This is a genomic window from Roseateles saccharophilus (assembly GCF_004342485.1).
Classification (GTDB): domain Bacteria; phylum Pseudomonadota; class Gammaproteobacteria; order Burkholderiales; family Burkholderiaceae_C; genus Pelomonas; species Pelomonas saccharophila.
Map to the genome: position 1 here is coordinate 53,226 of NZ_SMBU01000023.1, position 17,646 is coordinate 70,871.

The 17,646-nt window shown below is 68.9% G+C and carries 16 protein-coding genes; 11 read left to right on the plus strand and 5 right to left on the minus strand.

All coding sequences use genetic code 11. The annotated features are described in order from the left end of the window. Window positions 1-31: 31 nt before the first annotated feature. Window positions 32-2,041, plus strand: a complete 2,010-nt coding sequence (locus tag EV671_RS17485; protein ID WP_132574069.1) for a S9 family peptidase — start codon at window positions 32-34, stop codon at window positions 2,039-2,041. On the opposite strand, the gene EV671_RS17490 is transcribed toward EV671_RS17485, so the two are convergent. Then, window positions 2,032-2,907: a sterol desaturase family protein gene (locus EV671_RS17490; RefSeq protein WP_132574071.1), complete on the minus strand. Its 876-nt coding sequence runs from the start codon at window positions 2,905-2,907 to the stop codon at window positions 2,032-2,034. The two genes, EV671_RS17485 and EV671_RS17490, sit on opposite strands and share 10 nt — an antisense overlap. Window positions 2,908-3,034: 127 nt before the next feature. Here EV671_RS17490 and EV671_RS27810 point away from each other — a divergent pair, with 127 nt between their 5' ends. Beyond that, window positions 3,035-4,030 (plus strand): AraC family transcriptional regulator, encoded by a 996-nt coding sequence (locus EV671_RS27810; RefSeq protein WP_165917627.1) that lies wholly within the window; start codon window positions 3,035-3,037, stop codon window positions 4,028-4,030. Next, window positions 4,027-5,016 (plus strand): DUF2804 domain-containing protein, encoded by a 990-nt coding sequence (locus EV671_RS17500; RefSeq protein ID WP_132574075.1) that lies wholly within the window; start codon window positions 4,027-4,029, stop codon window positions 5,014-5,016. The genes EV671_RS27810 and EV671_RS17500 overlap by 4 nt, the downstream gene beginning before the upstream one ends. A 273-nt stretch (window positions 5,017-5,289) precedes the next feature. Here EV671_RS17500 and EV671_RS17505 read toward each other — a convergent pair whose 3' ends face one another. The 4 genes from EV671_RS17505 to EV671_RS17520 form a co-directional block, all read right to left on the minus strand. Then, window positions 5,290-6,033: a substrate-binding periplasmic protein gene (locus tag EV671_RS17505; protein ID WP_132574077.1), complete on the minus strand. Its 744-nt coding sequence runs from the start codon at window positions 6,031-6,033 to the stop codon at window positions 5,290-5,292. 25 nt (window positions 6,034-6,058) lie between these two features. Further along, window positions 6,059-8,653: an ATP-dependent chaperone ClpB gene (gene clpB, locus EV671_RS17510; protein ID WP_132574079.1), complete on the minus strand. Its 2,595-nt coding sequence runs from the start codon at window positions 8,651-8,653 to the stop codon at window positions 6,059-6,061. A gap of 325 nt (window positions 8,654-8,978) precedes the next feature. Further along, window positions 8,979-9,344 carry a fluoride efflux transporter CrcB gene (gene crcB / locus EV671_RS17515; RefSeq protein WP_338139942.1) on the minus strand — a complete coding sequence of 122 codons (366 nt, stop codon included), beginning with the start codon at window positions 9,342-9,344 and terminating at the stop codon, window positions 8,979-8,981. Further along, window positions 9,341-9,814: a molybdenum cofactor biosynthesis protein MoaE gene (locus EV671_RS17520; protein WP_132574081.1), complete on the minus strand. Its 474-nt coding sequence runs from the start codon at window positions 9,812-9,814 to the stop codon at window positions 9,341-9,343. The genes crcB and EV671_RS17520 overlap by 4 nt, the downstream gene beginning before the upstream one ends. A gap of 112 nt (window positions 9,815-9,926) precedes the next feature. Between EV671_RS17520 and EV671_RS17525 the strand changes: the two genes are divergently transcribed. From EV671_RS17525 to EV671_RS17560, 8 genes are all read left to right on the plus strand, one after another. Then, on the plus strand, window positions 9,927-10,958 hold the full coding sequence (locus tag EV671_RS17525; RefSeq protein ID WP_132574083.1) for an SPFH domain-containing protein: 1,032 nt from the start codon (window positions 9,927-9,929) through the stop codon (window positions 10,956-10,958). Continuing rightward, a complete protein-coding gene (locus EV671_RS17530; RefSeq protein ID WP_132574085.1) occupies window positions 10,951-12,534 on the plus strand; it encodes a DUF4178 domain-containing protein in 1,584 nt (527 codons plus the stop codon). Before EV671_RS17525 ends, EV671_RS17530 begins: the two co-directional genes overlap by 8 nt. Window positions 12,535-12,564: 30 nt before the next feature. Continuing rightward, complete coding sequence (locus EV671_RS17535) at window positions 12,565-12,786, plus strand: DUF350 domain-containing protein (RefSeq protein WP_132574087.1); 222 nt, start codon at window positions 12,565-12,567, stop codon at window positions 12,784-12,786. Between the two features lie 135 nt (window positions 12,787-12,921). After that, window positions 12,922-14,262 carry a M48 family metallopeptidase gene (locus tag EV671_RS17540; RefSeq protein ID WP_132574089.1) on the plus strand — a complete coding sequence of 447 codons (1,341 nt, stop codon included), beginning with the start codon at window positions 12,922-12,924 and terminating at the stop codon, window positions 14,260-14,262. Window positions 14,263-14,267: 5 nt separating this feature from the next. Next, on the plus strand, window positions 14,268-14,612 hold the full coding sequence (locus tag EV671_RS17545; RefSeq protein WP_132574091.1) for a YciI family protein: 345 nt from the start codon (window positions 14,268-14,270) through the stop codon (window positions 14,610-14,612). A gap of 91 nt (window positions 14,613-14,703) precedes the next feature. Next, a complete protein-coding gene (locus EV671_RS17550; protein ID WP_132574093.1) occupies window positions 14,704-15,252 on the plus strand; it encodes a MarR family transcriptional regulator in 549 nt (182 codons plus the stop codon). After that, window positions 15,239-15,922: a nucleotidyl transferase AbiEii/AbiGii toxin family protein gene (locus EV671_RS17555; RefSeq protein ID WP_132574095.1), complete on the plus strand. Its 684-nt coding sequence runs from the start codon at window positions 15,239-15,241 to the stop codon at window positions 15,920-15,922. Before EV671_RS17550 ends, EV671_RS17555 begins: the two co-directional genes overlap by 14 nt. A gap of 29 nt (window positions 15,923-15,951) precedes the next feature. After that, entirely contained in the window at window positions 15,952-17,532 is a 1,581-nt protein-coding gene (locus EV671_RS17560) for a polyamine aminopropyltransferase (RefSeq protein ID WP_132574134.1), read from the plus strand. Window positions 17,533-17,646 lie beyond the last annotated feature (114 nt).

Below are 17,646 nucleotides of genomic sequence, written 5' to 3' on the forward strand. Positions count from 1 at the left end.
CGCGCCACCAAAGACGCAACCCGGGAGGATCATGAAGACGTTGAAATGCTGGGCCGGCGCCCTCGCTGGCCTCGTGCTGGGCGTGGGTGCAGCGCAGGCCGCGCCGCCACCGGCCGAGGTGTTCTACAGGGATGCCGACATCGCCGAAGCGGTGCTGTCGCCGTCGGGAAAGCGCCTGGCAATCACGTCGGCCAAGGGCGCCCAGCGCGCCGGCCTCGTCGTCTTCGACCTCAATCCCGGCGGCCAACTCAAGCGCGTCGCCCAGTTCGCCGACGGCGATGTCTGGCGCGTGCAATGGGTCGACGAGGACAGGCTGGTCTTTGGCGTCGTCGATTCGTCGGAAGGCAGCGGGCGGTCCACCGCGCCAGGCCTGTTCGCCGTCAACGCCGACGGCAGCAAGCTCCGCCAGCTCGTGCGCCGCATGTACAAGCCTTTCATCAACAATGGCGACACCGACGATGAGCGCCTGCTGGACTGGAACCACTGGCTGCTGAGCGTGCCAACGCCACGCGCCGCTGCCGCCAACGGCGAGGTGCTGGTGGCCCATGTCGCACTGGACGACGAGCATGTGCAGACGCCGATGTGGCTGAACACGCGCACCGGCCGCAGTCGCGACGCCTATTTCGACCCTCCAGCCCATACCGTGCACTGGCTGGTCGACGCCCACGGCGAGCCGCGCGTCGCGTTCACGCAGTACAAGGGCCGCCAGGCCGCCTACTGGCATGCGCCGGGAGCCACGGGTTGGTCGCAACTCTATGACAGCGACCTGCTCGCCGTGCCCTTCGGCATCGTCGCGACAGACGACGCCGGCGGGCTTTACGTGACGCGCACCGAGGGCCCGCAGCGCTACGCGGTGCTGTCGCGTTACGACTTCGAACACCACGCGCCCGAGACCAAACCACTGGTCACGGCGCCAGGCTTCGACTTCGATGGCCAGCTCATCACCGACGACGCGGGCCGCCTGCTGGGCGTGCGCCTGCGCGTCGATGGCCAGACGACGGTCTGGTTCGACGACGCGATGAAGGCACTGCAGCAGCGCGCCGACCGGCTCTTCCCGGGCCGCATCAACCAGATCGATTGCAGGCGCTGCGCTGCACCGGACATGGTGGCCCTGGTGCGCAGCTACAGCGACCGCGACCCGGGTCGGCTCTACCTCTTCCAGGCCAGCCCGGCCGAGGGCGAGAAGAACTGGCGCGCGATCGGCCCGGTGCGCGAGGGCGTCAAGCCCGAGCAGATGGCCTCGCTGGACCTGCAGCGCATCAAGGCCCGCGACGGCAGCGATCTGCCGGTCTGGGTCACGAAGAGCCCCGCGGCCAAGGGCCCGTTGCCGGCCGTCGTCCTTGTTCACGGCGGCCCCTGGGTGCGTGGCAGCGAATGGAGCTGGCATGCCGACGCCCAGTTCCTGGCCTCGCGGGGCTATGTCGTCATCGAGCCCGAGATGCGCGGCAGCACCGGCTACGGCGACGCGCATTTCCGCGCCGGCTTCAGGCAGTTCGGCCAGGCCATGCAGGACGACGTGGCCGACGCACTGCGCTGGGCCCGGGCACAGGGCATCGCCAGCGACAAGGCCTGCATCGCCGGCGCCAGCTATGGCGGCTACAGCACGCTGATGGGCCTCATCAAGGACCCCGACCTCTATCGCTGCGGCGTGGCCTGGGTGGCGCTGGCCGACCTGGACCTCTACCTCAGTGGCTCCTGGTGGGTCACGGACGACATCAGCAAAACCGGCCGCCAGTACGGCCTGCCCGAGTTGGTGGGCGACCCGGAAAAGGACGCGACCATGATCGCCGCCAACTCACCGGTCAAGCAGGCCGCGCACATCAAGGCACCGCTGCTGCTGGCCTTCGGCGAGGACGACCGCCGCGTGCCGCTGGCCCACGGCGAGCGCCTGCGCAAGGCCCTGCGCGAGGCCGGCAACGAGCCGCTCTGGGTGACCTATCCCGGCGAAGGCCACGGTTTCGCGCTGCTGAAGAACCGGGTGGACTTCGCGCAGCGCATGGAAGCCTTCCTGGCCAAGTACCTGCAGCCCGCTCAGCCCTGAAACCCGTTGCCATGGCGCCGCCACTCCGGCGGTTTCCACAAGTGGGCCAGGCGCATGCCCCAGGTCTTTTCCTGGGCCATGTCGTGGAACATCGCGCGCCATTCGTGGGCATTGAGCCAGAACAGGTTGTGCGTGGGGAAGGGATGCTCCAGGCCATAGTCCACCGGCTCCCGCTCGGGCACGAAGCTGCCGAAGAGGCGGTCGAAGACGATCAGCATGCCGCCGAAGTTCTTGTCGATGTACTGCGCGTTGCGGCCATGGTGGGCGCGATGGTGCGAGGGCGTGTTGAAGATGAACTCGAACCAGGCCGGCATCTTGTTCACCCAGGTCGTGTGCACGAAGAACTGGTAGCCCAGGTTCAGCGATAGCGCGAACAGCACCCAGCGCGGCTCGAAGCCGAGAAACACGGCCGGCAGGTAGAACAGCCAGTTACCGGCGATGGGATAGAACCAGCTCTGGCGCAGCGCGGTACCGAAGTTCATCTTCTCCGAGCCGTGGTGCACGACGTGGGCGCACCAGAACCAGCGGATGCGGTGGCTGCCGCGGTGGAAGCCGTAGTACAGGAACTCGACGAACAGGAACAGGCCGACGAAGCGCAGCGGCGTCACTTCGACCGTGAACAGGCGATGCTCGTAGACCCAGCCCATTGCCGGCAGCACGAGGACGACGAGCAGGATCAGGTCGGCGACGAGATAGCTGCCGCCGCTGTTCATGCTGTCAAAGCTGTCCCGGAGGTCGAAGACGCCGGTCTTGCGCAAGCGCCAGGCCTCCATCGCGATGAAGACGGCGAAGATCGGCGACAGCATGACCAGCGTCAGGTCGCGCCAGTCGAAGTGGTGGTGGTAGAGGTCGAGCAGCCAGTCCATGGACAGCATCTTGATCCCAAATCGCCGCGGCATCTTGACGGCGAAACCCAGGTTTTTGACGGATCGCGCCAGGGCTGGGGTGAACCCCAGCGAGAGGGGCCGGCCGCTGCGGGATGATCGCCCGCCCATGGATGACACCCGCGTCGCCGCCAGCTATGCCCAGCTGCTCTTCGAGCACATGGCGGCGCTCGGGCGCGCCGACGCGCTGGGCGAGCCGCCCGCGGCCAGCGAGACCTTCGTCGCGATGCGGCGCTGGCAGGCGCTGCTGGAGAAGGCGCGCGACCTCGACCCCGGCCCCAAGGCCACCTTCCCACTGCGGCTGGCGCGCGGCATCGCGCCGCGCCACTTCGGCGTCGTCGGCTTCGCGGCCCTGGCCTGCGGCACGCTGGCCGAGGCGCTGCAGCGGCTGGAGCGCTACCACCGCTCGGTCTACGACGCCAACGTCGCCCAGCTGCGCCCCTGTGCCGAGGGCCTGTGCATCGAGTGGGGCGTGGAGCGCGGCCGGCCGGGTGCGCTGGTGGACGAGACCGCCATCGCGGCCCTGGTGCAGCTGACGCGCGAATTCACGGCCGAGCCGCTGCGCGCGCTGGCCGTGGACTTCGTCAACCGCCGCCCGGCCGACGTGCGCCCCTACGAGGACTTCTTCGGCGGCCGGGTGCGCTTCGACCAGCCCAGCACCCGCGTCGTGCTGGCCGCCCACGACCTGGCCCTGCCGCTGCGCGGCGCCGACGCCGCCCTGCTCGCCCTGCTCGACGAGCAGGCCGAACGCCTGCTGCAGCAGGTGGCCGCGGTCAGCGAGCCGGTGGGCGTCTGGCGCCAAGCCCTGGTCGGCCTGATCCGCAGCGGCCGCACGCGGTTGCCCGACCTGGCCCACAGCCTGCAGATGAGCCCGCGCAGCCTGCAGCGCCGGCTGACCGAGCAGGGCCACGGCTTCCAGCGCCTGCTGTCGCAGACCCGCCAGCAATTGGCCGAGGCCTATCTGCGCGACCCCAACGTCGAGCTGGCCGAGGTGGCCCTGCTGCTCGGCTATTCCGAACAGAGTGCCTTCACGCGCGCCTTCCGGCAATGGACCGGCCAGGCCCCTCTTCAATGGCGCAGGCAGCAGCGGCGCCCGACCCGATGAACTCCGCAATTCCCGACTCCATCGTCCGCCACGACGGACAACCCGCCCATGGCCGCTATGCCGGCCGCATCGCCCGCTTCGACTGGACCGGCCTCGCCGAGCGGCGCTCCTGGCTGTGGCGCCGCCTGCACCACAAGCGCTGGCACTACGTCGGCCTCGGCGACGAGCGCGTCTTCATCGGCCTGGCCATCGTCGACGTCGGCTGGACCTGCACGGCCTTCGCCTACCTCTTCGACCGCCAGCGCCGCCACCTGCTGGCCGACTGGAGCCAGGACGGCCTGCCGGGCCTGCAGGCCCAGGTGTCCGACGCACCGCTGGCCGAGGCGCGCGCCTGCTTCCGCGGCCCCGGCGCGCGGCTGGAGCTGCGCCATCAGTCCGACGACAGCCTGCTGCTGCATGTGCGCACGCGCACGCTGCGCATCGAGGCCCAGTTGGACCTGGAGGCAATGGCGCCGCCGCTGCTGGCCGTCGGCCCCATCGAAGGCGGTATCGCGCACGCGACGCAGAAGACGACGGCGCTGGCCGTGCTCGGCTGGGCCGAGGCCGAGGGCCGGCGCTTCGACCTCGACGGCGCCTGGGCCGCGGTCGACGCGTCCAACGGCCTGCTGGCCCGCAACACCGCCTGGCGCTGGGCCAGTGCGCACCGGCCGGACGTGGGCTTCAATCTGCAGCAGGGCTATTTCGGCAACCAGGAGAACGTGCTGTGGCTGGACGGCCGGCCCATCGCGCTGGGCGCGGCGCACTTCGACTTCGACGCCGCGCGGCCCCTCGACCCCTGGCATGTGCGTACCGACGACGGCCTGCTGGACCTGGTCTTCACGCCCGAGGGCGCGCGCGCCGAGGACCGCAACCTGCTCGTGGCCGCCAGCCACTACATCCAGCCCATCGGCAGCTTTGCGGGCACGGTGCGTGCCGCGCCGGGGGCGCCACTGCGCGAGGTCCGCGACCTGCTCGGTGTCACCGAGGACCACCGCTCCAAGTGGTAGTTCAGAACCTGTTCAAGGTCTCCTCATGGCGCCCGTTGCACCGCAAAAGCAGGGGCTGCAAGGCGCAAACCGGAGACGGGCTGGTGGCCCGGCGAGGCTGAGCCCGGACACGGGCAGGCCAGGTGGCCTGCCCGTGCCTGGCGAAGGGCCAAGCCTCTGGCTTGGCGCGGCCTGCAAGGCTTGCAACGCCGCAGACGCTGTTTTTGCGGGGCAACCCGAAGGGCAAAGCAGCCCAGGGCACCATGAGGAGACCTTGAACAGGTTCTCGGGGGTTCAATACCGGCTGATGATCTCGTCCTGGGCGTGCTGGATCCAGCGCTCCCGGGTCATGTCCTGCAGCACCTGGCTGAGCTTGGGCAGCAAGGCCTGGCGGCTGACGTTCACGTAATGGAACACCGGGAACGACGCCAGCGGCTGCGGACGCGGCTCAATGCCGGTCAGCTTCATGGAGCGCAACGTCGCCAGGCCGGAAATGCGGTTGGCCAACACCACATCGACGCGCCCCCTATCCAGCATGCCGAAGGCCTGCTGCAGGCTGGCTACCGGCACCACCTGCATGCCGCCGGTGTTCTCCTCGATCACCTTGATGCCCTTGACGAAGGCCATGCGTAGCGCCTGCAGCGACGCCCAGCCATTGACGCTGAGCACCGAATGGCTGGGCACGAAGGCAACGACCTCATAGCTCGCCACCGGCACCGGGACCATGACGAGGTTGGGGTAGGTCTTTTCCATGCCCGCCTTGCGATACAGCTCGGCATCGGTCTCGCCCGCGTTCGCGCTGACGAGTGAGCGCTCGCCGGGCATGGACACGATATCGGCCTCCATGCCCATGCGCCGGTAGGCCTCCAGCATCACCTTGGCCGCCAGCTGGCTGGTCGGGTCGGACTCCAGCGCCAGCGTCGAGATCCGGATGCTGGGCTCGAAGACGACGGGAGAGTCGGCGGCGCGGGCACCCGCAGTCAACGCCACGGCGCCCGCGATGCAGCACTGTCTCCGGGTCAGGAATGGGCTCGCCATTCCCCAACTCTACCGTTGCTCGGTGTCAGTGAACGACTCGGCCGAACGAGAACTCCCCGCCCTCGACATTGACCGGGATCACGTCCTTCGGGCCGAACTTGCCTTCGAGGATCAGCTTGGACAGCGGGTTCTCGACGCGCTGCTGGATGGCCCGCTTCAGCGGCCGCGCGCCGAACACCGGGTCGAAGCCGACCTTGGCCAGTTCGTCCAGCGCCGCCTCGCTGACATCGAGCTTCATCTCCAGCTTGTCCAGGCGCGCCTCGAGCTGGCGCAGCTGGATCCTGGCGATGGACTTGATGTGATCGGCACCCAGCGCATGGAAGATCACGGTCTCGTCGATGCGGTTCAGGAACTCGGGCCGGAAGTGGCTCTTGACCTCGCCCCACACCGCCTCGCGGATGACCTCGTCGCTCTCGCCCGACAGCGCCATGATGTGCTGCGAACCGAGGTTGGACGTCATCACGATGACGGTGTTCTTGAAGTCCACCGTGCGGCCCTGGCCGTCGGTCAGGCGGCCGTCGTCCAGCACCTGCAGCAGCACATTGAAGACGTCCGGGTGGGCCTTCTCGACCTCGTCGAGCAGCAGCACCGAATAGGGCTTGCGCCGCACGGCCTCGGTCAGCGTGCCGCCTTCCTCGTAGCCGACATAGCCGGGCGGCGCGCCGATCAGGCGGCTCACCGAATGCTTCTCCATGAACTCGCTCATGTCGATGCGCACCATGTGGTCTTCGCTGTCGAACAGGAAGCCGGCCAGCGCCTTGCACAGCTCGGTCTTGCCGACGCCCGTGGGGCCGAGGAACAGGAAGGAGCCCAGCGGCCGGTTCGGGTCGGACAGGCCGGCGCGCGAACGGCGGATGGCGTCGGACACGGCCTGGATGGCCTCGTCCTGGCCGACCACGCGCTCGTGGAGCCTGCCTTCCATCTGCAGCAGCTTCTCGCGCTCGCCCTGCATCAGCTTGGACACCGGGATGCCGGTGGCGCGCGCCACGACCTCGGCGATCTCCTCGGCGCCCACCAGCGTGCGCAGCAGCTGCGGCCGGCCCGGCTTGCCGGCCTTACCAGCTTCTTTCGCCTGGGCCTCCTTGAGCTGCTTCTCCAGCTCGGGCAGGCGGCCGTACTGCAGCTCGGCGACCTTGTTGAAGTCGCCCTTGCGCTTGAGTTCCTCGATCTGCTGGCGGATGCGGTCGATCTCTTCCTTGACGTGAGCCGAGCCCTGGGCCTGGGCCTTCTCGGCGGTCCAGATCTCTTCCAGGTCGTTGTACTCGCGCTGCAGCTTCAGCAGTTCCTCTTCGATCAGCGCGAAGCGCTTGACCGAGCCCTCGTCCTTCTCCTTGCGCACCGCCTCGCGCTCGATCTTCAGCTGGATCATGCGGCGGTCGAGGCGGTCCATGGCCTCGGGCTTGGAGTCGATCTCGATCTTGATCTTGGCCGCGGCCTCGTCGATGAGGTCGATGGCCTTGTCGGGCAGGAAGCGGTCGGTGATGTAGCGGTGGCTCAGCTCGGCCGCGGCGACGATGGCCGGATCGGTGATCTCCACGCCATGGTGCACCTCGTACTTTTCCTGCAGGCCGCGCAGGATGGCGATGGTCGCCTCCACGCTGGGCTCGTCGACCAGCACCTTCTGGAAGCGGCGCTCGAGCGCAGCGTCCTTCTCGACGTATTTGCGGTATTCGTCCAGCGTGGTCGCGCCGATGCAGTGCAACTCGCCGCGCGCCAGCGCCGGCTTCAGCATATTGCCCGCGTCGATGGCGCCCTCGGCCTTGCCGGCGCCGACCATCGTGTGGATCTCGTCGATGAAGAGGATGGTCTGGCCTTCGTCCTGGGCCACTTCCTTCAGCACGCCCTTGAGGCGCTCCTCGAAGTCGCCGCGGTACTTGGCGCCGGCCAGCAGCAGGGCCATGTCCAGCACCAGCACGCGCTTGTTCTTCAGTGAATCGGGCACCTCACCGTTGACGATGCGCTGGGCCAGGCCCTCGACGATGGCCGTCTTGCCAACGCCCGGCTCGCCGATCAAGACGGGATTGTTCTTGCTGCGGCGCTGCAGAACCTGGATGGCGCGGCGGATCTCCTCGTCGCGGCCGATGACCGGGTCGAGCTTGCCCAGGCGGGCACGCTCGGTCAGGTCCAGCGTGTATTTCTTCAACGCCTCGCGCTGGCCCTCGGCCTCGGCCGAGTCGACCTTCTGGCCGCCTCGCACCGCCTGGATGGCGGCCTCCAGCGCCTTGCGGTTCAGGCCATGGCCGCGGGCCACGCCGGCGAGGTCGGTCTTGGCGTCGGCCAGCGCGAGCAGGAACATCTCGCTGGCGATGAACTGGTCGCCCCGCTTGTTGGCCTCCTTCTCGGCCGCCTGCAGCAGCGCGACCAGGTCGCGCCCGGCCTGCACCTGCTGGCCGGCGCCGCTGACCTGGGGCAGGCCGGCAATCAGGCCGTCCAGCGCCGTCTTCAACGGCGCCACCTTGACGCCGGCGCGCTCCAGCAGCGCGCGCGGGCCCTCGTCTTGGGCCAGCATGGCCGACAGCACGTGGGCAGGCTCGATGTAGGGGTTGTCGCGGCTCAGGGCCAGGCTCTGGGCCTCGCCCAGGGCCTCCTGGAAGCGGGTGGTGAACTTGTCGGCACGCATGGTGTAGGGTCTGTTAACGCTACGGGAGTAGGTCGCGAAGGCCATCTGCCAGGGGCCAATCAAGGCGCAACGCGCCGCCCGCATCGATATGCGGGCCAGCGGCGCAACGCCGAGTGGCCCCTGGCAGATGGCCTTCCCTTCGGGTTGTGACCAGAAAGCCCGCGCGCGGCGTTGCAAATCCTCGCCGGGTAGCCAACCCGGCTCCGGTTTGCGCCTTGCTCGCGGGCTTTCTGGTCACAACGCGGCCTGCTCCCGTAGCGTTAACAGGCCCTTTTCCTCCGGTTGCGAAGCCAAGTGGGCGCCCGTTGGCGCTTTTCAAGTTGCGTTAGATCAACGCCTGCACCAATCGCATGCCCAGCCACGCGGCGAACAGCGAGCCCAGCACATGGGCCATCGTATGGGCCAGCGCCATCCCAAAGGCACCATGGCGCAGCAGGGTCAGCGATTCGCCCGAAAAGGCCGAGAAGGTCGTCAGCCCACCCAGGAAGCCGGTCACGAGCAGCAGCTTCAGCACCTCATTGGGCTGGCGGCCAAACCATTCCAGCGCGACGCCGATCAGCAACCCGCCAACCAGATTGACCAGCAACGTGCCGAGCGGGAAGCCCGCCCAGCGGGTGTTGAACAACATGCCGGCCTGCCAGCGCGTCAGGGCGCCCAGCGCGGCGCCGATGGAAACGGCGACGGCGTTCAAGATGCATTCCCCGCCGCGATGCCCCAGCGCGCAGCTGCCTCGTCGTCGGCCACGCGGGCGTCCACCCACTGGGCGCCGTCGGGCGTGTGCTCCTTCTTCCAGAATGGGGCCTGGGTCTTCAGGTAGTCCATCAGGAATTCGCAGGCCTGGAAGGCCTGTCCGCGGTGGGCGCTGGTGACCAGCACGAGCACGATCTGGTCGCGCGCCTGCAGCGTGCCGACGCGGTGGATGACCCGGGCCGCACGGATGTCGAAGCGGGCGAAGGCCGCATCCACCATGGCCTCGATGGCCGCCTCGGTCATGCCGGGGTAGTGCTCCAGCTCCATCGCCGACACGGCCGCGCCGCTGCTGTGCTCGCGCACGGTGCCGACGAAGGCGACGACGGCGCCCACGCCACCATCGGCGGCGCGCAACTGGGCGGTTTCTGCGCCGAGGTCAAAGTCCCCGGCCTGGATGCAAACTCTTGGCATGTCACAGATTCTCACCTCGGCGCGCGGTGAGATTCACCTGTTTGGGGGGCAGAGCACCCCGCCGCCGCCGGATACTTGAGCCCATTTCTCCCGAACGCACGCAGGAAACGCCATGGCCCTGATGGATTTCATCAAGAAACAGTTCATCGACATCATCCAGTGGACCGAGGATGGTGACGGCACGCTGGCCTGGCGCTTCCCGATGGCCGACATGGAAATCCAGAACGGCGGCCAGCTCGTCGTGCGCGAATCCCAGGTCGCCGTCTTCGTCAACGAAGGCCAGGTGGCCGACGTCTTCGGCCCCGGCACGCACCGGCTGACGACGCAGACCCTGCCGGTGCTGACCTATCTGAAGAACTGGGACAAGCTCTTCGAGTCGCCCTTCAAGAGCGACGTCTACTTCTTCAGCACCCGTCAGCAGATCGACCAGCGCTGGGGCACCAGCCAGCCGGTCGCCATCCGCGACAAGGACTTCGGTGCCGTACGCCTGCGCGCCTTCGGCAACTACGCCTACCGCATCCAGGACGCCAAGGCCTTCCACAGCCAGATCTCCGGCACGCGCGAGCGCTACACGGTGGCCGACCTGGAAGGCCAGCTGCGCGGCCTGATGCTGCAGCACATCAGCGACGCGGTCGCCAGCAGCGGCACGCCCTTCCTGGACCTGGCTGCCAACCAGGTCGAGTTCGCCGCCGCGCTTCAGGCCGCCACCGCACCCGCCTTCCAGGCCCTGGGCCTGGAGCTGCTGTCGGTGACGATGCAGAACGTGTCCCTGCCCGAGGAGCTGCAGAAGATCCTCGACCAGCGCATCGGCATGGGCATCATCGGCCAGAACATGGGCCAGTTCATGCAGTACCAGGCAGCCCAGGCCCTGCCCGAGATGGCCAAGGGCGTAGGCGCTGGCGGCAGCGGCATCGCCGGCGAGGCCGTGGGCCTGGGCGCCGGCGTGGCCCTGGGCCAGACACTGGCACAGACGCTGGGCCAGGGCCTGGCGGGCGTCGGCGCCGCGGCCCCCGCCCCGACGGCCAGCCGGCCTGACGACATCGTGGCCCTGCTGGAGAAGCTCGGCGACCTCAAGGCCAAGGGCATCCTGACCGACGAGGAATTCGCCGCCAAAAAAGCGGACCTCCTGAAGAAGCTTGGCTGAACAAGCTCAGCGCCGCTGGCGCGCCGCCTGCCCCAACTGCGGCGCGCCGGTCGAGTTCGCCAGCGCAGCGTCGGCGAGCGCCGTCTGCGGCTTCTGCCGCAGCACGCTGCTGCGCAGCGGCGACACGCTGAGCCGCATCGGGCAGAGCGCCGAGATCTTCGAGGACTACTCGCCGCTGCAGCTGGGCAGCACCGGGCGCTGGATGGGCGCCGGCTTCAGCGTCGTGGGCCGCGTGCAGCGCGGCTCCGAGCTGGGCAACTGGAACGAATGGCATCTGTTGTTCGACACCGGCGGCGAGGCTGCGCGCGTTGCCTGGCTCAGCGAGGACAACGGCCAGTTCGTCATTAGCCTGGAGGTGCCGCTGGCCGAACGGCCGCCCGAGGCGCCCGGCGTCGGCCTGCCGCTGACGCTGGCCGGCCAGCGCTGGCAGGTGGCCGCCGTCGTCGATGCGGCCCTGCGCGCGGCCGAGGGCGAACTGCCGCGGCCGCCCCAGGCCGGCCGCGTCGTCGAAGTCCGCAACGTGCAGGGCGAGGTCGGCACGCTGGAATACGCCGAGACCGGACCGCCGATCTGGTCCGTCGGCCGCGCCGTGCAGCTGGCCGAGCTGGCGCTGCAGGGCCTGCGCACGACGGCGGAGGGCGAGTCCATCGCCGAGGCGAAGTTTGCCGGCCGCAGCATCGCCTGCCCCAACTGCGGCGCGCCGCTCGAACCCAAGCTTTCGCAGACCCGGAGCATGACCTGCGGGCAATGCCATGCGGTCGTCGACCTGCCGGAAGGCGACGCCAAGGCCCTGGGCTTCGTCGCCCAGAGCCCCGGGCGCGAGCCGCTGATCCCGCTCGGCCGCACCGGCACGCTGGCCTTCGACGGCGACAAGCCCCTGCCCTGGACCGTCGTCGGCTACCAGGAGCGTTGCGACATCCCCGAGGACGCCGACGACGAGCAGAGCTTCTGGCGCGAATACCTGCTCTACAACCGCCTGGCGGGCTTTGCCTTCCTGGTCGACACACGCGAGGGCTGGAGCCTGGTGCGCACGCTGACCGGCGCGCCCGCACCGGCGCACGGCGGCGTCGCCTGGCAGGGCCGCAGCTATGGGCAGCGCTGGGTCTACGGCGCCAAGACGACCCATGTGCTGGGCGAGTTCTACTGGCCGGTGCGGCTAGAAGACCATGTGCAGGTTGCCGACTTCGTTACCGGCGACGGCCAGTACCTGCTGAGCCGCGAACAGCAGGGCCCCGAGATCACCTGGAGCGGCGGCCGGCCGCTGCCTGCCGAGATCGTGCAGAGGGGCTTCGGCCTTTCCGCGCCGGCCGCGCAGTTTGCGCGCGACGCCTCGGCCTTCAGCAGCGGCGGCAAGCTGCTGCGCAACATCGTCGTCGGCCTCTTCCTGATCGTGCTGCTGTTCGCGCTGCTGCGCGCCTGCTCCAGCGACGACTGCCAGCAGTACAAGGACAGCTTCGGCGAGAACAGCAACGAATACCGCCAGTGCCGCGCCGCCTCGCGCGGCAGCGGCGTCTACGTCGGCAACGGCGGCGGCAGCTATGGCGGCTTCAGCAGCGGTGGCGGCGGCCACAAATAGGGCCCGCTGACAGGCCCCAAGGAGATCAACATGACCCTCGATTGGCTCAAGCCCGAAGTCGTCCTCGGCTCGACGATGTACGCCGTCATCGGCGTCGCCATCTTCTGGATCGCCTTCGTCCTCGTCGACCTGCTCACGCCCTACAAGCTGTGGGAGGAACTGGTCGAGCGCAAGAACGTGGCCCTGGCCATCGTCGTCGGCGCGATGTGCCTGTCCATCGGCAACATCGTCGCTGCGGCCATCCATGGCTGAACCGGCCATCCATGGCTGAACCGGCCATCGGGCGCTGACGCCGCCCATCCCCCGCTGCACGCAGCCCGTCGCACCGTGTCTCCTGCGGTGAGGCGCGTCACCACAATCGCGCCGCTTCAACACCAGGAGAACTCCATGAAGAACTGGTCGACCGCGCTTGCCGCGATCACCCTGGGCCTCGGCCTGACGCTGGGCCATGCGGCCACCGCCGCTGACACCAACCAGGCCCAGAAGGCCGACGCGGCAGCCCAGGCTTCGGGTTTCAAGATCCGCCCCGTCGACGACGCCTGGCGCGCCGCGCTGCCCCGCAATGCCGACGCCGCGACCCAGGCCTATATGGACCGGCTGCCGGCCGACGTGGTCGCCAGGTCCGACGCCTACTACACCGGCGGCTACTGGCTGCAGTTGTGGAACCTGCTGGCTGGCCTGGCCGTCGCGGCCGTGCTGATGTCGGGCCGGCGCGCCGCGCGGCTGCGCGACTGGGCCCAGCGCATCGGCCGCGGCCCGGTGCGGCGCGACATGCTGTTCGGCGCCGCCTACGGCGGCCTGTCGGCGCTGCTGACGCTGCCGCTGTCCATCTACGAGGACTGGTGGCGCGAGCAGGCCTATGGCATGTCGACGCAGACCTTGGTCGCCTGGCTGGGCGAGGCGCTGCTGATGCAGGCCGTCAACATGGCGCTGATGGCCCTGGTCGTCGCCGGCCTGTACGCGGTCATCCGCCGCGCCGGCGCGCGCTGGTGGATCTGGGGTACCGCCGCCGGCATGGCGATGCTGGCCCTCATCATCGCGATCTCGCCCGTGCTGATCGAGCCCCTCTTCAACACCTACAAGCCCATCGAGGACGGCCCCATCAAGTCGGCCGTGCTGCAGATGGCCCATGCCGACGGCGTACCGGTGGACAACGTCTTTGTGTTCGACGCCTCGCGCCAGACGACGCGCATCAGCGCCAACGTGGCCGGCCTGTTCGGCACGGCCGCCGTGCGCCTGAACGACAACCTGCTGCGCCGCACCAGCGAGGCCGAGATCCGCGCCGTCATGGGCCACGAGCTCGGCCACTATGTAATGAACCACATGGCCAAGACCCTGGCCATGCTGACGCCGCTGCTCTTCGTCGGCTTCGCCCTCATGCAATGGGCGATGAGCCGGCTGCTGCGCCGCTTTGCCGGCACGACCGGCGTCAGCCGCATCGACGACGTGGCCGGCCTGCCGATGCTGGCCGCCGTGTTCTCGCTCTTCCTCACGCTGGCGACGCCCATCAACAACAGCATCACCCGTGTGCAGGAGGCCGAGGCGGACAAATTCGGCCTGAACCTGTCACGTGAGCCGCACGGCTTTGCCGAGGCCCAGCTGCGTCTGGTGGAATACCGCAAGGCCGACCCCGGCCCCTTCGAGGAGTTCGTCTTCTTCCACCACCCGAGCACCCGCCACCGCATCCACGACGCGATGCGCTGGCGCGAGGCGACGGGCACACCCTGAACCGCATGAGCACCCACGATTTCGCCGCCCTGACCCGCAACGCGCACGAGGACTGGACGCTATTCGCCATCCGCTTCCACGACAAGCCGGGCGCCGGCGAGCTGCGCAGGCAACTGCTGCAGGACCATCTCGAATGGGTGGCCACGCAGGGCGATCAGCTGCGCGTGGCGGGCTCGCTGCGCGAGTCGCCCGAGGCGACGCCGGTCGGCGCGCTGTGGGTCGTGCGTGCCGCGGACAAGGCCGCGGTCGAGGCACTGATCGCGACCGACCCGTTCACGACCGGTGGCCTGCGCGCCGGCTGGGACATCTTCCACTGGAGCAAGGCCCTGCCCTTGCCGGTGAGTTTCTAGACAGCCTGCCGAGGCCAATGGACAGGCGGCTTGCCAAGCGCAGTTCCATCAGCGATATTCGCAATTCGCGAATGGCGAATATGACCCATCGATGGACCTCAAGCCTCAAGACCTGCTGGTGCTGCTGAAGGTGGCAGCGCATCCTCCTCAGCGCTGGACCTATGCCGCGCTGGGCGAAGCCCTGTCGATGAGCGCATCGGAGGCCCATGCGAGCGTGAGACGCGCTGTCGCCTCCGGCCTGGCGGTTGCCCCTGCGCGTGGCGAGTGGTCGCCGGTCAGGCCGAACCTGCTGGAGTTCATGTTGCACGGTGTGCGCTACATCTGGCCGGCGACGTCCGGGCCGGTCAAGCGCGGCGTACCGACGGCCTTCGGCGCTGAACCCCTGGCCAGTCAGATGACGGTGGCTCCGGGGGAAGCACCTGTGTGGGCCCACGCCACCGGCAAAGCCAAGGGCCCCACGCTGCCCCCCATTTACCGGACGGCACCGCAGGCTGCGCTGACCGACCCGGCGCTGCATCGCCTGCTGGCCCTGCTGGACGGCCTGCGCATCGGGCGTGCACGCGAGCGCAACCTGGCCGCCAAGCTGATGCAGGCCGAATTGATGAAGTTCGATCCGGGAGCTGCCGATGCGGGCCGATGACCCCAACCTGCCCTATCTGCGCCGCATCGCAGAGGCGCTGGGCGAATTGCGGGAGCAAGTGGTGTTTGTCGGTGGTGCCGTGGCCGGCCTGTTGGTGACCGACCCACTGGCAGCCCCCGTGCGCGCCACCCGCGACGTGGATGCGGTGGTGAATGCCAACCGGGTCTTGTTCCATCGCATCGAGAAAGCGGTGGCAGCGCGAGGGTTTGAGCGCGACGTCGGCAGCGACGTGATCTGCCGCTGGGTGCACAAGGCGTCGGGGGTGCTCTTCGACCTGATGCCCGTGCAGCCGGAGGTACTGGGCTTTTCCAACCGCTGGTATCCCTATGCGGTAGAGACGGCCGTGTCGGTGGACCTGGGCCAAGGCGTGGCGATTCGGCTGGTGAGCGCCGTGGCCTTCGTGGCAACCAAGCTGGAAGCCTTTGCCAGCCGAGGTGGCGGCGACGTCCTGAGCAGCCATGACTTCGAGGATGTGTTGAACATCGTTGACGGGCGCGAGGAGCTCGCCGAGGAGTTCGCCGCCGCCCCCGCCGAACTGCGGCAGGCCGTGGGCACGGCCCTGGCCCGACTGCTGAAAAGCCCGGACTTCACAAACGTGCTGCCGGGCTTGATCGTCGAGCCGGAACGTACAGGACTCGTCATGGAACGCCTGAGAACCCTGAGCCAATGAATCAACACCAGGAACACGCGCCCGAGCCCATGCCAGGATCGCCTTTGGCCGCACGCACGCAAGGCGGCAGGCCGACCTCCGTATCGTTGGCCGAGTTGCTGCTGCTCGCCAGCGTCTTCGTCATCGCCGCCTGCGGCCTGGTCTACGAGCTGGCCGCGGGCGCGCTGGCGAGCTATCTGCTGGGCGACTCGGTGCTGCAGTTCTCCACCGTCATCGGCGTCTATCTGTTCGCGATGGGCCTGGGCTCCTGGCTGTCGCGCTTCATCGAGCGCCAGCTCGTCGGCGTCTTCCTGCAGGTGGAGCTGCTGGTGGGCGTCGTCGGCGGGCTGATGCCGGCGGCGCTGTTCGCCGTGCACAGCCTGCTGCCGCCCGGCGAGGGCACGGCCTTCCGCGTACTGCTCTACGCGCTGGTGCTGCTCGTGGGCACGCTGGTGGGGCTGGAGATCCCGCTGGTGATGCGCATCCTGAAGCGCCACTTCAGCCACCGCTACGGCCTGAAGGACCTGGTCTCGCAAGTGCTGACCTTCGACTACCTCGGCGCCCTGCTCGTGGCGCTGGCCTTCCCCCTCGTGCTGGTGCCGCAGCTCGGCCTGGTGCGCACCGGCATCGCCTTCGGCCTGCTCAACGTGGTCGTCGCCGTCTGGGCGCTGTGGCTGTTCCGCGCCGAGCTGCGCGGGCGCCCGGCGCACATGGCGGCCTGCCTGCTGTCTGGCCTGCTGCTGCTCGCCGCGCTGCTGGGCGCCGAGCACCTGACGAGCTGGGCCGAGGAGCGCTTCTACGGCGAGCACATCGTCTTCAAGCAGAGCAGCCCCTACCAGCGCATCGTCATCACCGACGGCCGCGCCGGCACGCGCCTGTTCCTGAACGGCAATCTGCAGTTCCACTCCAAGGACGAATACCGTTACCACGAGGCCCTGGTTCACCCGGCCATGGCCGCGCAGGGGGCTCCGAAGCGCGTGCTGGTGCTGGGCGGCGGCGACGGCATGGCCGTGCGCGAGATCCTGAAGTACCCGAGCGTCGAGCAGGTCACCCTCGTCGAACTGGACCCGCTGATGACCGCGCTGTTCCGCGACACCCCCAAGCTCGCCGCGCTGAACGGCCACTCGCTGTCTTCGCCGAAGCTGCGCATCGTCAACGCCGACGCCTTCGGCTGGCTGGAGCAGCAGGCCGAGACCTTCGACGTCATCGTCATCGACTTCCCCGATCCCTCCAACTTCGCCCTCGGCAAGCTCTACACGGCCAGCTTCTACGAGCTGGTCGACCAGCACCTCAGTGCCGGCGGCTATGCCGTCGTGCAGACCACGTCGCCGCTGATCGCGCGGCGCAGCTTCTGGACCGTCGTGACGACGCTGGAGTCCGTCGGCCTGACGACGACGCCTTACCACGCCCATGTGCCGAGCTTCGGCGAATGGGGCTTCGTGCTGGCCTCGCGCCGCCCCTTCCGTCAGCCCACCCAGTTGCCGCCCGGGCTGCGCTTTCTGAGCGTGAAGAGCCTGCCGGCGCTGCTGGACTTCCCGCCCGACATGGCGCGCGTGCCGACCGAGGTGAACCGGCTCAGCAACCAGGTCCTGGTGCAGGAATTCGAAGCCGAGTGGGGCCAGGTTCATTGACCACCCCCTACGCGCTTCCCGCGCCCCCTCAAGGGGGCACTGCCAGCGGCCCGGCAAAGCCGGTTCCGCGGCAGTCGCTTGAGGGCACGCCGCGCCTGCGCGCGGCTCATCGGG

Coding starts and splice junctions, on each gene's coding strand:
- EV671_RS17505 (WP_132574077.1), bottom strand. CDS start 6,033: ATGGCGAGCCCATTCCTGACCCGGAGACAGTGCTGCATCGCGGGCGCC.
- EV671_RS27810 (WP_165917627.1), top strand. CDS start 3,035: ATGGATGACACCCGCGTCGCCGCCAGCTATGCCCAGCTGCTCTTCGAG.
- clpB (WP_132574079.1), bottom strand. CDS start 8,653: ATGCGTGCCGACAAGTTCACCACCCGCTTCCAGGAGGCCCTGGGCGAG.
- EV671_RS17540 (WP_132574089.1), top strand. CDS start 12,922: ATGAAGAACTGGTCGACCGCGCTTGCCGCGATCACCCTGGGCCTCGGC.
- EV671_RS17545 (WP_132574091.1), top strand. CDS start 14,268: ATGAGCACCCACGATTTCGCCGCCCTGACCCGCAACGCGCACGAGGAC.
- EV671_RS17535 (WP_132574087.1), top strand. CDS start 12,565: ATGACCCTCGATTGGCTCAAGCCCGAAGTCGTCCTCGGCTCGACGATG.
- EV671_RS17550 (WP_132574093.1), top strand. CDS start 14,704: ATGGACCTCAAGCCTCAAGACCTGCTGGTGCTGCTGAAGGTGGCAGCG.
- EV671_RS17490 (WP_132574071.1), bottom strand. CDS start 2,907: ATGGACTGGCTGCTCGACCTCTACCACCACCACTTCGACTGGCGCGAC.
- EV671_RS17500 (WP_132574075.1), top strand. CDS start 4,027: ATGAACTCCGCAATTCCCGACTCCATCGTCCGCCACGACGGACAACCC.
- EV671_RS17485 (WP_132574069.1), top strand. CDS start 32: ATGAAGACGTTGAAATGCTGGGCCGGCGCCCTCGCTGGCCTCGTGCTG.
- EV671_RS17520 (WP_132574081.1), bottom strand. CDS start 9,814: ATGCCAAGAGTTTGCATCCAGGCCGGGGACTTTGACCTCGGCGCAGAA.
- EV671_RS17555 (WP_132574095.1), top strand. CDS start 15,239: ATGCGGGCCGATGACCCCAACCTGCCCTATCTGCGCCGCATCGCAGAG.
- EV671_RS17560 (WP_132574134.1), top strand. CDS start 15,952: ATGCCAGGATCGCCTTTGGCCGCACGCACGCAAGGCGGCAGGCCGACC.
- EV671_RS17525 (WP_132574083.1), top strand. CDS start 9,927: ATGGCCCTGATGGATTTCATCAAGAAACAGTTCATCGACATCATCCAG.